This window comes from Kitasatospora sp. Root107 (assembly GCF_001424875.1).
Taxonomy (GTDB): domain Bacteria; phylum Actinomycetota; class Actinomycetes; order Streptomycetales; family Streptomycetaceae; genus Kitasatospora.
Genome location: NZ_LMCT01000011.1, coordinates 284536 through 298259, shown reverse-complemented (window position 1 = coordinate 298259; position 13724 = coordinate 284536). Strand labels below are relative to the sequence as shown.

General features: G+C 71.0%; 15 protein-coding genes and 1 pseudogene. 12 read left to right on the top strand and 4 right to left on the bottom strand.

The features are described 5' to 3' along the window. Positions 1-48 precede the first annotated feature (48 nt). A complete protein-coding gene (locus ASC99_RS11440) occupies positions 49-1494 on the bottom strand; it encodes an APC family permease (protein ID WP_057230845.1) in 1446 nt (481 codons plus the stop codon). Between the two features lie 255 nt (positions 1495-1749). Here ASC99_RS11440 and pqqA point away from each other — a divergent pair, with 255 nt between their 5' ends. From pqqA to ASC99_RS11410, 8 genes and pseudogenes are all read left to right on the top strand, one after another. Then, the gene (pqqA, locus tag ASC99_RS36655; protein WP_157531490.1) at positions 1750-1875 is read left to right on the top strand and encodes a pyrroloquinoline quinone precursor peptide PqqA; all 126 of its coding nucleotides are present in this window, start codon (positions 1750-1752) and stop codon (positions 1873-1875) included. A gap of 10 nt (positions 1876-1885) precedes the next feature. Beyond that, entirely contained in the window at positions 1886-2785 is a 900-nt protein-coding gene (pqqB, locus tag ASC99_RS11435; RefSeq protein ID WP_057230843.1) for a pyrroloquinoline quinone biosynthesis protein PqqB, read from the top strand. After that, entirely contained in the window at positions 2782-3462 is a 681-nt protein-coding gene (pqqC, locus tag ASC99_RS11430) for a pyrroloquinoline-quinone synthase PqqC (protein WP_057230841.1), read from the top strand. Before pqqB ends, pqqC begins: the two co-directional genes overlap by 4 nt. Beyond that, the gene (gene pqqD / locus ASC99_RS11425) at positions 3459-3713 is read left to right on the top strand and encodes a pyrroloquinoline quinone biosynthesis peptide chaperone PqqD (protein WP_057230839.1); all 255 of its coding nucleotides are present in this window, start codon (positions 3459-3461) and stop codon (positions 3711-3713) included. Before pqqC ends, pqqD begins: the two co-directional genes overlap by 4 nt. Beyond that, positions 3710-4801, top strand: coding sequence for a pyrroloquinoline quinone biosynthesis protein PqqE (pqqE, locus tag ASC99_RS11420; protein WP_057230837.1), 1092 nt, complete (start codon positions 3710-3712; stop codon positions 4799-4801). Before pqqD ends, pqqE begins: the two co-directional genes overlap by 4 nt. Further along, a pseudogene (locus ASC99_RS11415) lies at positions 4798-5598 on the top strand (Tat pathway signal sequence domain protein); the annotation flags it as partial. The gene pqqE and the pseudogene ASC99_RS11415, both read left to right, overlap by 4 nt. Continuing rightward, positions 5578-5988 (top strand): carbohydrate-binding protein, encoded by a 411-nt coding sequence (locus tag ASC99_RS39695; protein WP_200948318.1) that lies wholly within the window; start codon positions 5578-5580, stop codon positions 5986-5988. The pseudogene ASC99_RS11415 and the gene ASC99_RS39695, both read left to right, overlap by 21 nt. A 36-nt stretch (positions 5989-6024) precedes the next feature. After that, complete coding sequence (locus tag ASC99_RS11410) at positions 6025-7398, top strand: CBM35 domain-containing protein (protein ID WP_235502408.1); 1374 nt, start codon at positions 6025-6027, stop codon at positions 7396-7398. Between the two features lie 127 nt (positions 7399-7525). On the opposite strand, the gene ASC99_RS11405 is transcribed toward ASC99_RS11410, so the two are convergent. Beyond that, positions 7526-9166, bottom strand: a complete 1641-nt coding sequence (locus ASC99_RS11405) for a beta-N-acetylhexosaminidase (RefSeq protein ID WP_082598244.1) — start codon at positions 9164-9166, stop codon at positions 7526-7528. Between the two features lie 241 nt (positions 9167-9407). Between ASC99_RS11405 and ASC99_RS11400 the strand changes: the two genes are divergently transcribed. Beyond that, entirely contained in the window at positions 9408-10040 is a 633-nt protein-coding gene (locus ASC99_RS11400) for a dihydrofolate reductase family protein (RefSeq protein ID WP_057230836.1), read from the top strand. Between the two features lie 27 nt (positions 10041-10067). Here ASC99_RS11400 and ASC99_RS11395 read toward each other — a convergent pair whose 3' ends face one another. Continuing rightward, positions 10068-11048: a tyrosinase family protein gene (locus ASC99_RS11395; protein ID WP_057230834.1), complete on the bottom strand. Its 981-nt coding sequence runs from the start codon at positions 11046-11048 to the stop codon at positions 10068-10070. Position 11049: 1 nt separating this feature from the next. Next, on the bottom strand, positions 11050-11430 hold the full coding sequence (locus tag ASC99_RS11390; protein ID WP_057230832.1) for a hypothetical protein: 381 nt from the start codon (positions 11428-11430) through the stop codon (positions 11050-11052). Between the two features lie 126 nt (positions 11431-11556). Between ASC99_RS11390 and ASC99_RS11385 the strand changes: the two genes are divergently transcribed. From ASC99_RS11385 to ASC99_RS40355, 3 genes are all read left to right on the top strand, one after another. Next, entirely contained in the window at positions 11557-12531 is a 975-nt protein-coding gene (locus ASC99_RS11385) for an acyl-ACP desaturase (RefSeq protein WP_255359233.1), read from the top strand. After that, a complete protein-coding gene (locus tag ASC99_RS11380) occupies positions 12528-13436 on the top strand; it encodes a class I SAM-dependent methyltransferase (RefSeq protein ID WP_057230829.1) in 909 nt (302 codons plus the stop codon). The genes ASC99_RS11385 and ASC99_RS11380 overlap by 4 nt, the downstream gene beginning before the upstream one ends. A 7-nt stretch (positions 13437-13443) precedes the next feature. Continuing rightward, a partial coding sequence (locus ASC99_RS40355; protein WP_235583029.1) for an MFS transporter occupies positions 13444-13724 on the top strand: 281 nt, incomplete at its 3' end.

Below are 13724 nucleotides of genomic sequence, written 5' to 3'. Positions count from 1 at the left end.
GAGGTGCACGGGGGCCTCCAGGGCTACCGGAATGGGCTTGCGGAACCGTCAGGCTGCGACCTGCTCCTGCTCGGTGCGGAACTCCTCGCGGATCTCGCGCGGGCCGAAGGGCCAGGTGCGCTCCTTCCGGGCCCAGACCACGAAGGCGGCACAGCCGGTCGCGACCCAGATCAGGGACCACTCGATGGGGTGGAAGCCGGGGGCGTTGCGGTCGGCGTACCCGTAGATGACGAGCCAGCCGATCGCCGCGACGATGCTCGGCGCGGGGTAGAGCCACATCCGGTAGGGCCGCCTGAGGTCGGGCTGGCGGCGGCGCAGCACCGAGACCGCGACGATCTGGGCGAGGGCCTGGACGATGACCATCACGGTGGTGAGCAGGTTGATCAGGATGCTCAGCGGCGGGTGCGCCGCGGTGGTGCCGATGTGCCGGCTGAGCAGGAAGCCGGCCGCGGTGACGGTGCCCATGGTGAGCAGCCCGAGCACGGGGAACCGGTGCTTGGGGTGCAGCTTGCCGAAGGACTTGAAGAACACGCCGTCACGGGCGGCGTCGTAGGGCACCCGGGAGCCGCCGAGCAGTCCGGCGAAGACCGAGGCGAAGGCGGTGATCAGGATCAGTACGGTGACGACCTTGGCGGCGCCCGCGCCCCAGGTCTGTTCCATCACGGCGGAGGCGACCGACTTGGAGGCGATCGAGTCGGGATCGAGCATCTGGTGCCAGTCCATCGCGCCGAGCACGCCGATCTGCAGCAGCAGGTAGATGCCCATGATGCCGACGATCGAGAAGACGATGGCGCGCGGCATCACCCGGCCGGGCTGCTTGATCTCCCCGCCGAGGTAGGCGGCGGTGTTGTAGCCGAGGTAGTCGTAGATGCCGATGGTGAGCCCGGCGGCGAAGCCTATCCAGAACTGGCCGTGCGTCAACTCGATGGCGTGGGCGGGCCAGGTGAAGGCGCGGCTGGGGCTGAAGTTGGTGAAGCAGGCGAGGATCACGACGACCACCGAGGTGATCATGACGCCCCACATCACGGTGGTGAGCTTGGCGATGTTCTCGACCTTGCGCCACAGCAGCAGGACGACCAGGGCGCAGAACGCGACGCCGACCAGGTCGCCCTGACCCTTGGTCATGTCGGGCCAGAGGTAGCCGAGGTACTGGACGAAGCCGACCACGCCGGTGGACATGATCAGCGGGATGAAGATCATCGCCGTCCACACGAACAGGAACGGCATGAGACGCCCGGTGCGGTACTGGAACGCCTCCCGGAGGTAGACGTAGCTGCCGCCGGCGCCCGGCAGGGCGGCGCCGAGCTCGGCCCAGATCAGGCCGTCGGCCAGGGCGAGGACGGCTCCGGCGATGAAGCCGATGATCGCCTGTGGCCCGCCGAAGGCGGCGACCATCAGCGGGATGGTGACGAACGGGCCGATCCCGCACATCTGACTCATGTTGATGGCGGTGGCCTGGAAGAGGCCGATTCTGCGGGTGAGACCTGGGGACACCGGGAGCCTCCGAGCGCGGCGTGGGGGATGCGGGCTGGCTGAGAGCCTGCGCGGGGGTTCAAGTTAGGGAGGATTACTATCCCCGTCAAGGTCTCCGGTATGTGGTGGAACGGTGCGGGGATCGGGGCGAGGAGAAATAATTGGAAACTTTCCTAACGTACGTATTGACCGTGCGTCGCCCAGCCCCCGATCCTTTCGATACTCCGCCCCGCTCTTGAACTCCCCATCCAGGAAGGCAAGGTAGCGCCCATGCTCATGAAGGACACGGCCGAACGCCAGGAGCCCGCCCTCGACGCCGAGGAGACGGTCTGGCAGACCCCCGAATTCAGCGTCGTCGAGACGGCACTCGAGGTCACCGCGTACGCGCTGAGCACCCGCTAGCCCCGCCGCGATGCTGCTGCACGTGCTGGGCACGGCGGCGGGCGGTGGAACTCCCCAGTGGAACTGCGCGTGCCCTGGCTGTGCCGGGGCCCGCGCCCACCCGCAGCGCCGCCGGCGGCACGCCTCGCTCGCCGTCCGGGCGGGGGTGGGCCGCTGGTACCTCGTCAACGCCACCCCCGACCTCGGCGACCAGATCGAAGCCGTTCCCGAGCTGCACCCCGGCCCCGAGATCCGGCGGACACCGATCGCCGGAGTCGTCCTCACCGACGCCGAACTCGACCACACCCTGGGCCTCGCCCGGCTCCGCGAAGCCCGGTCCCTGCGAGTGCTCGCCACCGCCCCGGTGCGCGGGGCACTGCTCGACGGGCTGCGCCTCGGCGCCGTACTCGAGCCGTACACCTCGGTGGAGTGGCGGGAGTTGGGACCGGACCCGGCGCCGCTCGACCCGCACTCCGAGGACCTGTGGATCACCCCGATCCCGGTGTCCGCCAAGCGCCCGCGCTACGCCGTGGGCACCGGCCCGGACACCGACGGCTGGGTCACCGCCCTGCTGATCGAGGACCGCTCCACCGGCACCAGCGCCGTCTACGCGCCCGCGCTCGCGGCCTGGCCCGACAGGCTGCAACGAGCAGTGGAACAGGCCGACCTGGTCATCGTCGACGGCACCTTCTGGGACGACCAGGAGCCGATCCGGGCCGGTATCTCCACGCGCGGCTCGACCGGCATGGGCCACCTGCCGATCACCGGGCCCGGCGGGACGGCCGAGCGGCTGGCCCCGCTGACGGCCCGTCGCCTCTACACCCACCTCAACAACACCAACCCCCTCGTGGACCCCTCGGCGCCGCAGCACGAGCTGCTCGCCGACCTGGGCATCGAGGTGGCCGCCGACGGGATGGTGATCGACCTATGACCCTGGAAGATCGGCTGCGGGCCGTGTCGCGCGAGCGCTACCACGACCGCCACCCCTTCAACCGGCGGATGCACGACGGCAGTCTGACTCCGGAGGAGCTGCGCCGCTGGATCACCAACCGCTTCCACTACCAGCGGCACATCCCCGTCAAGGACGCCCTGATCACCGCCAAGTTCGACACCCCGGCGCTGCGCAGGTCCTGGCTGCGCCGGATCCAGGACCACGACGGCCTCCGGGAGGGCGAGGGCGGCCTGGAGAAGTGGCTCCGCCTCGGCGAGGCCGCCGGGATCGACCGAGCCACCCTGACCTCCGGCCACCACGTGCTGCCCGGGGTCCGGCTGGCCGTCGACGGCTACGTCAACTTCTGCCGACTCGGCTCCCCACTGGAGGCCGTCGCCGCCTCGCTCACCGAACTGTCCGCCCCCGACCTGATGCTCACCAGGATCGACGCCTTCGAACGCCACTACCCGTGGATCAAGGCCGACGGGCTCGACTACTTCCGCACCCGGGTCACCCAGGGCGCCGACGACGGGCAGGAGGCCCTCGGGCTGGTCCTGGTCTGGGCGCGCTCCGAGGGGGACCAGGACCGGGCCGTCGCCGCCCTGGCCTTCAAGTGCGACGTCCTGTGGGCGCTGCTCGACGCCGTGGACCACGCAGGCTCGGGCGAGGCTCGGTGACCTGGCGCCCGGCGCTCCCCAACTCCGCCGTGCTGCGCCACGACCGGGTGCGCGGGGCCGACCTGCTGCTCCTGCCGGAACGGGTGGTCGTGCTGCGCGGATCGGCCGGACGCGTCCTGCGACTGTGCGACGGCAGCCGCGCGGTGCCCGAGATCGTCGACGCGCTGGCGAGCTCCTTCCCCGGCGCTCCGGTCGCCACCCAAGTACCCGAGTTCCTGAAGAAGTTGAGAGAGGGCGGCTGGCTACGATGACCGACCTCGCGCCCCCGTGGGCGATGCTCGCCGAGCTGACCCACGCCTGCCCGCTGCACTGCCCCTACTGCTCCAACCCGGTCGAACTGGCCCGTACCTCACGTGAACTGACCACTGACCAGTGGTGCGACGTGCTGACGCAGGCCGCCGAGCTCGGCGTGGTGCAGACCCACCTCTCCGGCGGGGAACCGCTGCTCCGGCCGGATCTGGCCGAGATCACCGCCGCCGCCTCGGCCGCCGGGATCTACACCCAGCTGGTCACCAGCGGCACCGGGCTCGACCGGGCGCGGCTGTCCGCACTGGCCGACGCCGGGCTGCGCAGCGTCCAACTGTCGGTCCAGCACGCCGAGGCGGCCGCCTCGGACCGGATCGCGGGCCGACGTTCCTTCGCCGACAAGGAACGGGCAGCCGCGGTCGTCCGGGAGGCGGGCCTGCCACTCGGGCTCAACATCGTGCTGCACCGCGCCAACCTGGACGCGGTCGACGCACTCATCGACCTCGGGACGGCCTGGGGAGCCGAGCGGATCGAACTCGCCAACACCCAGTACTACGGTTGGGGCCTGCTCAACCGCGAGAGCCTGCTGCCCACACCGGGCCAACTGGCCCGAGCCGCCGAGACGGTGGAGCGCAGACGGTCCGGCCCGGCCGGTGGGCCCGAGCTGGTGTGGGTGGTGCCCGACCACTTCGACGGCACCGCCAAGCCCTGCATGGGCGGTTGGGGCGCGGTGTCGCTGACCGTGACGCCCGACGGGACGGTCCTGCCCTGCCCGGCGGCCGCCACCCTGCCGGACCTCGATCCACCCAACGTCCGGGACCACCCGCTGCGCTGGATCTGGGAGCAGTCGAGCGCGTTCAACCGCTACCGGGGCACCGACTGGATGGGTGATCCCTGCCGCAGCTGTGTACGCCGGGACGAGGACTTCGGCGGTTGCCGCTGCCAGGCGTACGCCCTCACCGGCGACGCGGCCCGCACCGATCCGGCCTGCCGGCTCTCGCCCGACCACGGCCTGGTACGCGAACTCACCGCCCAGGCCGGGATGGTGGATCCGGCCCCGTTCATCCCCCGCCGACCAGGAGGAGAGACATGAGCAGGCTCTCGCGTCGAGCTGTGCTGGGCGCCGCGCTCGGCGGCGTCGCCGCGGCCGGGCTGTCCGGACGTGCCCAGGCGGGCACCACCGCACTGGCGGTGTCCAGTTGGAGACAGCGCTGGGCACCCTCGGCAGCCGTGGACGGGCTGGCCGCGTTCGAGACCGTCGAGGACGACCGGGCCGACTCGCACGTGCCCGGCCGGCCGCACATCTTCGCGGACGGCGGCACCTACCGCTGGAACATGCACATGGTGGACCGGGACACCAAGACCGACCGGCAGCGCCAGGAGGTCACCGGCATGCGCACCCCGGCCGGTGGTGCGTACCTGGAGTGGCTGCCGGGGCAGACCTGGCGGACCACGTACTCGATGTACATTCCGAGCTCGCTCAAGGCGACCACCACCTGGACCGACGTCATGCAGCTGAAGCAGCCGGGCACCGGCACGCTGCCGATCGTCGTGCAGGGGCTGCGCCGGGTGGACGGCGTGCAGACCATCGAACTGACGCTGCCGATCGCGGGAATCCACGTCGGCCACGCGGACCTCGATCCGCTGCACGACCGTTGGGTGGACGTCGACTTCCAGGTCAAGGTAGGTGACGGGACGTCCGGCCGGCTGCGCTGGGTGCTGCGCAGCGGCGGATCCACCGTCATCGACGTGACCCGGACCGGGGTCGACACCTTCCTCGCCGACCGGGTGCGGCCCAAGTGGGGCATCTACCGTTCGCTGAACGACACTTCGGGCTCGCTCCAGGACTGCTACCTGCGGACCACCGACATGCGCGGGTACCAGCTGGTGTCGGGTACGTCGGGCGTCTACCAGGCGGAGGAGGCCCGGATCTCGCAGGGCGTGGTGGACTCCGACCACCTCGGCTACTCCGGTACCGGCTTCGTCAACCTGGACAACTTGGTTGGCAGTTACGCCGAGTGGACGGTCGAGGCGGGTGCGGCGGCCGGTGCCGTGCTGGACCTGCGCTACGCCAACGGCACCACGGCGAACCGCCCGATGGACATCACCGTCAACGGCGCTCTGGTCGCCGACGGCCGGGCGTTCAACCCGACCGGCAACTGGGACACCTGGGCCACGGCCTCCCTGCCGGTCACTCTCAAGGCCGGTAGCAACACGATCCGGGCGACCTCGGCCACGGCCGAGGGCGGCCCCAACCTCGACCGGATCAACCTGCACTGACGAACCATCAGATCATCACTGGAGAAGCGAGACAACGTGAAGAAGTCCCTGATCAGCTCCCTCATGGTGGCCACCCTGGCACCGGCGGCGGTGCTGCTGACCCCGGCCGGCACCGCCTCGGCGGCGGGCACCCGCTACGAGGCCGAGAACGCGACGCTCTCCCAGGCGGCCGTCGCCTCCAACCATCTCGGCTACTCGGGTACCGGGTTCGTCGACTACACCAACATCAGTGGCGGCTACGTCCAGTGGGCGGTGAACGCGGCCACCGCGGGCAGCGCCACCCTGACCTTCCGGTACGCGAACGGCACCACCACCGACCGGCCGATGTCCGTAAGCGTCAACGGCACCGTGGTCTCCGCGAGCAAGTCCTTCCCCGGCACCGGTAGTTGGGACACCTGGGTGTCCACGAGCATCACCGTCCCGCTGAATGCGGGCGCCAACACCGTCCGGGCCACCGCCACCACCGCCAACGGCGGGCCCAACACCGACTACCTGGAGGTCAGTTCGGGGACCAGCACCGGCCCCGGCGCGATGGCGGCCGCCCCGTACGAGTACCTGGGCTGGGGGAGCCCGCAGAAGCCGACCGATGTGATGGCGGCCACGGGGGTGAAGTGGTTCACGCTGGCCTTCATCCTCTCCGACGGCACCTGCAACCCGAAGTGGGACGGCAGCCGGGCGCTGACGGGTGGCTCGGACGAGGCGGCGATCAAGTCGATCCGGGCGGCGGGCGGGGACATCGTCATCTCGGTCGGCGGGTGGAGCGGCAACAAGCTCGGCGAGAAGTGCACGAGCGCCTCCGCACTGGCCGGCGCGTACCAGAAGGTGATCAACGCGTACGGCCTGAAGGCGCTGGACATCGACATCGAGGACACCGAGTTCTCCAACGCGACGGTCCGTCAGCGGGTGGTCGACGCACTGAAGATCGTCAAGACCAACAACCCGGGGATCGTCACCTACGTGACCATGGGCACCACGCCGACCGGTCCGGACGCCACGGGCAAGGACCTGATCAACCGGGGTGCGGCGGCGGGGCTGGCGAACGACGGCTGGATCATCATGCCGTTCGACTTCGGCGGCCACAGCGGCACCATGGGCCAGGCCACGGTCAGCGCGATGGAGGGCCTGAAGGCGGCAGTGAAGAGCGCGTACGGCTACAGCGACGATGCCGCCTACCGCCACATCGGGGTCTCCTCGATGAACGGCATCACCGACGAGCCGGGCGAGACCGTCACCACCGGCGACTTCAACACCATCCTCGGCTACGCCAAGCAGCACCACATCGCCCGGTTCGCCTTCTGGTCCGTCAACCGGGACCGCCCGTGCGGCAGCGGCACGGATGCCGACGCGTGCAGTGGAATCGCCCAGAACGCGTACGACTTCACCAAGATCGTCGTCCAGTACCAGGGCTGAGGACCGTGAGGCTCGCCCTCGGCGGCAACTGCTGGGTGCCGTAACGGGAATCCCGAGGACACCGCCCGACTGGCCGTCGCCCCCGACGGCCAGCCGGGCGGGCAGCTGTTGGAAGGCCCGCAAGGGGCTACGAACCGGTCGGCCAAGTCACCTGGGTCGAGCGGTAGTAGCCGATCCCCATCGCCTTCCAGCGCGGCCCCTGCGCGCCGAGCCGCTGGTGGAACGCGGTGACGTTGTGCGTGCTCCATGGTGACCAGCCGAGCTCGGCGATCGCGGGCAGCCGAGGGAACGTCAGGTAGTCGATGTCGGCGGAGGTCACCACGGTCTCGGTCCACAGCGGCGCCTCGACGCCGAGCACGGAGGACTCGCCCACCCCGGCGAGGTAGGCACCGGGGTTCCAGCCGTACGCCGTGTCGACGTCGATCAGGCCGGCCCAGGTCTGGCCGAGCTTGGTCCGCCGGGTGTACTTCATGTCGAGGTAGGTCTTGTTGGCGGGGGACATGAGCACCTTCGTGCCCTTGGCCACCGCGGCCGCCAGCGCGGCGTCGGAGGTCGTGGGGCCCCAGTACTGGGCGACCGTCGTCGGCAGCGGAGTGGCGTGGGTGACCTCGTGCCAGCCGATCACCGTCTTGCCGTGCGCCGCGACGATCTGCTGCGCCCAGCCGATGAAGGTCGCGTAGTCCGCGGCGGTGGTCGAACTCGCCTCGTCCCCGCCGATGTGGATGTACTGACCCGGGGTCAGCGCGGCGAGCTCCCCGATCACCTGGTCGATGAAGGTGTACGTCACCTCCAGCGGCACGCACAGCGAGCTGAACCCCACGTTGGTGCCGGTGTAGCGCGGCGGGGCGACCCCGCTGCAGTTGAGCTCGGCGTAGGAGGCCAGCGCCGCGTTGGTGTGCCCGGGCAGGTCGATCTCCGGTATCAGGGTGATGTACCGGGAGGCCGCGTACGCCACGATCGCCGAGTAGTCCGCCTGGGTGTAGTAGCCCCCCGGCCCACCGCCGACCGCGGTGCCGCCACCGTAGGCGGCCAGGTTGGGCCAGCTGTTGATCGCGATCCGCCAGCCCTGGTCGTCGGAGAGATGCAGATGCAGCTGGTTGACCTTGTACAGGGCCAACTGGTCGATGTAGCGCTTGACCTGGGCGACGGTGAAGAAGTGGCGGGCGACGTCGAGCATCGCGCCGCGGTGGGTGAAGCGCGGGTAGTCGGTGACCGTGCCGCCGGGGACCGTCCAGGGGCCGGGCTGCACGGTGCCGCTCATCACGCGGGGAGGCAGCAGCTGGAGCAGGGTCTGCACGCCGTGGAAGAGGCCGGCGGGCCGGTTGGCCTGGACGACCACACCGGTGGCGGTGGTGGTCAGAAGGTAGCCCTCGTCCCCCACCGAGCCCGGCGCGCCCGAGAGTTGGAGTGCGATGCTGCCGTTGCCGGCCGCCCCGGCCGACACCGGAACGGCGAAGCCGGTCGAGGCGCGCAGGACGCCCGCCAGGTAGTCGCCGATCGCGCCGGCCTCCGGGGAGGCGTCCGTGGCGATGCCGGCGGCGGAGGCGAGGGTGTACGTCGCCCCGTTCGCCACACTGCTCACCGGCGCGGGGACCAGGACGTCGGTGGTCGCGGCGGCGGCCGTCGCCGTCGTGTCGGGCAGGGCGCTCGCGGCTCCCGCCCAGACGAGGCTCGCGGCCGTGAGCGCGGCAACCAGGACGAGGCGTGGCCCGCGACGTCGGACGGTGGGCGAGCCGGGTGCTGGGGTGGGGCTTGGGGTCCTGCTCATCGGGTGGTCCCTCCTGCTCGGTCAGCCTGGCGGTACTGGAGCGGGGACGTGCGAGGTGAACGCCTTTCGGGGGGCTTAGTCAACGTCCTTAACCAAAAGGGAAGTTAGCGCGGCGGTGTGCGGCGGTCAACGGGGCCGGTTGGGCCGAACCGGTCGGAAATCGCCCGGCCGCGTTTCAAGGTGGCGCACGGCGGGACATGGGTACGGACTGCGCAGTCCGTACCCAGAGAGGCAGCAGACCATGGCCAGACTGATCGTCACCGTGTTCGTCACCATGGACGGGGTCATCCAGGCCCCCGGCGGCCCGGGCGAGGACGAGGACGCGGGATTCGAGCACGGCGGCTGGCAAGTCCCTTACGTCGACGACGAGTTCATGGCCCTGATGGTCGACATCTTCGAACGGACCGTCGACCATCTCCTGCTCGGCCGGAAGACCTACGACATCTTCGCCGGCTACTGGCCCCGCGTCACCGACCCGGACAACCCGATCGCCGTGAAGCTCAACACGATGCCCAAGTACGTCGCCTCGCGCACCCTGACCGCCCCGCTGGAGTGGCAGAACTCCCACCTCCTGGACGGGGAGGCCGCCGAGTCCGTGGCCCGGCTCAAGGCGCAGCTCGACGGCGTGATCATGACGCAGGGCAGCAGCGACCTCATCCACACCCTGCAACAGCACGACCTGGTCGACGAGTACCGACTGCTCGTCAACCCAGTGATCCTCGGCACCGGAAAGCGGCTCTTCGCCGAGGGCGCCGCCCCCACCGCCTGGACCCTGACGGAGTCCCGCACCACCGGCGCGGGCGTGCAGTGCAGCACCTACCAGCGGGCCGGGAAGCCCGAGTACGGAACCTTCCTGCTGGACGAGGAGGAGTGACGGCACCTGAGGCCGGTCGGTCTCAGGTCACGGCAGGACGTCGTAGCTGTAGACGGCAGTCGGGTCCAGCGTGCTGCGCGGGGTGGCGGCCGGGCCGAGCGGGGAGACGATCGGGTCGTCGATCCGGTGGCCCCTGAGCGCGGGGGAGGCGGTCATGCCGGGGCGGTAGCTGCGGCCGTGGCGGTGCATCCAGCCCTCCCAGATCCGGTCCACGTTGCAGTGGTGCAGGAAGAACACCGGGTCGTTGGGAGAGGACGCCGGGCCCATGTCGCCGCCGACCCAGCGGTGCACCTGGTTGTGCAGCCCCGGCCCCCGGAAGCCCTCGAGCTGGTTGCGGAATCCGCGTGAGCCCGCGTTCCAGGGCGTGAAGTCGTAGGTGGCGAGATCCGGGTCCCCGGTCGGGGGCGGCCGGGTGTCGAAGGTGCGGGCCAGGTCGGCGGCGGTGGGCAGGGTGAGTGAGCCGGTGGGCCGTCCGAACGCCCGGCGCAGCCCCCGGTCGACCTGGCGCAGTGTGACGTCCGGGGCGGTCTCGATCCGGACCCGGAAGCTGTTCGGATCGCCGGCGTTGAAGACGAACGGGCCGGTGGTGATCGGCCGCCCCTGGCCGCCCATCCAGGCGGGCTTCCAGATCCGCGCGGACTGCGGGGCCGCGAGCGAACCGTCGGCCGACCAGTCCCAGTAGGGGAGACCGAAGTCGGGCTCTCCCAGGACCCGTTGGAGGTTGGCCTCCAGGAGTCCGAGCATGACCCGGTGCCACGGCAGGAACACCGGGCCCCGGTGGGCGCCGTTGCGCACCATCCAGTCCCCGCCGGGCGGCACCGGCGAGGTCATCGCCAGGTGGTGCCAGATGACGAACAGGTCGTAGGTGTGGACCACCGTGGGCGGGCCCGGGATGCCGAACGCGGTGGTGCTCAGCGCGGTGCTCTCCCGCTTGAGGAGGTTCACGCCGTGGACGTACGCGTCGCGGGCGGCGGTGTCGGTGATGATGTCGGTGCGGACGACGGCCATCTCAGCCACCCCCGTGCTCTCCGTGACCGCCGTGGCCGGGGTGCCCGCCGTGGCCCGGGTCGCCGTCGGCTTCGGGGAAGTCGTCGGGGAAGTTGTCGATCAGGGCCCGGACGATGTCGACGGCGGACCGGACCTGGTACGCGGGCAGCGCGTGGCAGTGCACCTCGCCGTCGTTCGACACACCCACATGCGCGGGCAGCGGCCTGCCGTCCACGGTGATCTCGTACGTGGTCGTGATGACGATCCGGTGCCCCTGGTACGCGTCCTCCCGGACGCTCCGGGCGGGGCCGTGCTGATGGTCCGGCGGTGGCTGCGGGAGGCCGGCGAGGTAGTCGGCGAGGGCGGCCGGTTCGGCGGCGGTGGTCAGCGCTTGCGGGTCCATGGGACCTCCAGGGCGACGGTGGCGAGTCCCGGGACTCCAGTGTCCCGCTGAGCGCACCGGGCCGCTGCCCCGAACGGGTGACGCCGGTTTGCATGAGCGCGGCGAGTTCGGAGACGATCACTGTCCGTGAAGATCACTACGGGGCCAGAGGTCCCCTGGCTCGTCGAATTAGGGACCGTGGCCGAAGAGTTGATGAATCGTCACCTCGGCTCGGCCAAGGAGTGGTTTCCGCACCAGTACGTCCCGTGGGGGCAGGGACGCGACTTCGACGGCCCGCTCGGCGGTGAACCCTGGCGGCCCGAGCAGTCGACGGTCGCCCCGGCCGTCCGCTCCGCGCTGGTGGTCAACCTGCTCACCGAGGACAACCTGCCCGGCTACCACTGGACCATCGGGGCGCAGACCGGCCGGGACGGCGTCTGGGGTGCCTGGCTGCACCGGTGGACCGCCGAGGAGGACCGGCACGCCGCCGCCATCCGTGCCTATCTGCACGCCAGCCGTGCTGTCGACCCGATCGCCCTGGAACGTGCCCGGATGGCCCAGGTCACCGCCGGGGGCGTCCCTGAGCCCACCGGCGTGCTGGGCGTCGTCGCCTACGCGGCCGTCCAGGAGCTGGCCACCCGGGTCAGTCACCGCAACACCGGCCGGCTGAGCGGCGATCCGGTCTGCGAACGGCTGCTCGCCCGGATCGCGCAGGACGAGAACCTGCACATGGTCTTCTACCGCGAACTGCTGCGGGCCGCCCTGGAGATCAGCCCCGACCCGGTGCTGGCGATGCTGGACCGCACCGTGCACGAGTTCGCCATGCCGGGGCAGGGCATGCCGGGCTTCGACCGGATGGCCGCCGAGGTCGCCGTAGCGGGCGTCTACGACCTGAGGGTCCATCACGACGAGGTGCTGGTGCCGCTGCTGCGCTCGCTGCGGATCTTCGACCTGACCGGTCTCGGGCCGGTCGGCGAACAGGCCAGGGACCGGCTCGCCGAGCACCTCGGCCGGATCGACACCCGCGCCGCCCGCTTCGTCGAACGCCGGGCCCAGGCGCTGGCCGTCCGGGCTCAGCGTGCTCTGACCGATACCCCCACCTGCCGAACGGGAGAAGCATGACCACCGTCGCCACGGCCGGCACCAGTGCTGCCGACATCGAGTTCCACTACGACCTCGGCAACGACTTCTACGCGCTCTGGCTCGACCAGACGCTCGCCTACACGGCGGCCCGCTGGGACGGGATCGACCCCGGCGAGCCCGATGCCACCGCCCTGCACCGGGCCCAACTGGCTAAACTGGACCACCACTTGGACCTGGTCGGGGCCGAGGCGGGCGGAGTCGGGAGGCTGCTCGACGTCGGCTGCGGCTGGGGTTCCCTGCTGGTCCGCGCGGTCGCCACCGGCCGGGCCGCCACGGCCACCGGCCTCACCATCTCGCGCGCCCAGCACGACTACCTCGGCAGGCTCGGCCTGCCCGGTGTCGAGGGCCGGCTGGAGAGCTGGGAGGAGCACCGGACCGAGCGGCCGTACGACGCGATCGTCAGCGTGGGCGCCTTCGAACACTTCGCCACCGACGGGATGAGCCGCGCCGACCGGCTCGCCGTCTACACCCACTACTTCGAGCGCTGCCACGGCTGGCTGCGCCCCGGCGGGCGGATGTCCCTGCAGACCATCGCCTACGACGGGGTCGCCGACGGCGGCGGTCCGGTGGGCGAGTTCGTCGGCAGCGACATCTTCCCCGGCGCCCGGCTGCCGAGGCTCAGCGAGATCACCGCCGCCTGCGACCCGTACTTCTCGCTCACCGTGCTCAGCGCCTCGGCCGAGGACTACGCCCGGACGCTCGCCTCCTGGTCCGGCCGGCTGCTGCGGGCCCGGGCGGAGGCGGTGCAGCTGATCGGTGAGGACGGCTACCGGCGGTACCGGCGTTATCTGCGCGCCTCTGAGGTGACGTTTCTGCGCGGCGCCGCGACGCTCTACCGGATCGGCTTCGAGCGGCGCGACCAGCCGCTGAAGCTGTCGGTCTGAGGCCCGCGTGCGTTTCGTGCAGCACGCGAACGCGCCGGTGACCCGGCGGCGGGCCTGGGCGGCGGTCGCCGTCGTCTGTGCCGCACTGTTCCTGATCGGACTCGACTTCACCGTCCTGAACGTGGCGATCCCCGACCTGCGGGCCGACCTCGGGCCGACCCTGGCCGAGACCCAGTGGATCGTGGACGGCTACGCGCTCGCGCTCGGTGGCTGCGTGCTGGCCGCCGGTGCGCTCGGCGACCGATACGGCAGGCGGCGGGCGTTCGTCGCCGGGCTGGCCGTCTGCGT

What these genes read in the sequence shown, in the direction of transcription:
- pqqB (WP_057230843.1), top strand. Translation starts at nt 1,886, where the DNA reads ATGCTGCTGCACGTGCTGGGCACGGCGGCGGGCGGTGGAACTCCCCAG.
- ASC99_RS11395 (WP_057230834.1), bottom strand. Translation starts at nt 11,048, where the DNA reads ATGGCCGTCGTCCGCACCGACATCATCACCGACACCGCCGCCCGCGAC.
- pqqA (WP_157531490.1), top strand. Translation starts at nt 1,750, where the DNA reads ATGAAGGACACGGCCGAACGCCAGGAGCCCGCCCTCGACGCCGAGGAG.
- ASC99_RS11390 (WP_057230832.1), bottom strand. Translation starts at nt 11,430, where the DNA reads ATGGACCCGCAAGCGCTGACCACCGCCGCCGAACCGGCCGCCCTCGCC.
- ASC99_RS11405 (WP_082598244.1), bottom strand. Translation starts at nt 9,166, where the DNA reads ATGAGCAGGACCCCAAGCCCCACCCCAGCACCCGGCTCGCCCACCGTC.
- pqqE (WP_057230837.1), top strand. Translation starts at nt 3,710, where the DNA reads ATGACCGACCTCGCGCCCCCGTGGGCGATGCTCGCCGAGCTGACCCAC.
- ASC99_RS11380 (WP_057230829.1), top strand. Translation starts at nt 12,528, where the DNA reads ATGACCACCGTCGCCACGGCCGGCACCAGTGCTGCCGACATCGAGTTC.
- ASC99_RS11400 (WP_057230836.1), top strand. Translation starts at nt 9,408, where the DNA reads ATGGCCAGACTGATCGTCACCGTGTTCGTCACCATGGACGGGGTCATC.
- ASC99_RS39695 (WP_200948318.1), top strand. Translation starts at nt 5,578, where the DNA reads ATGCGCGGGTACCAGCTGGTGTCGGGTACGTCGGGCGTCTACCAGGCG.
- pqqC (WP_057230841.1), top strand. Translation starts at nt 2,782, where the DNA reads ATGACCCTGGAAGATCGGCTGCGGGCCGTGTCGCGCGAGCGCTACCAC.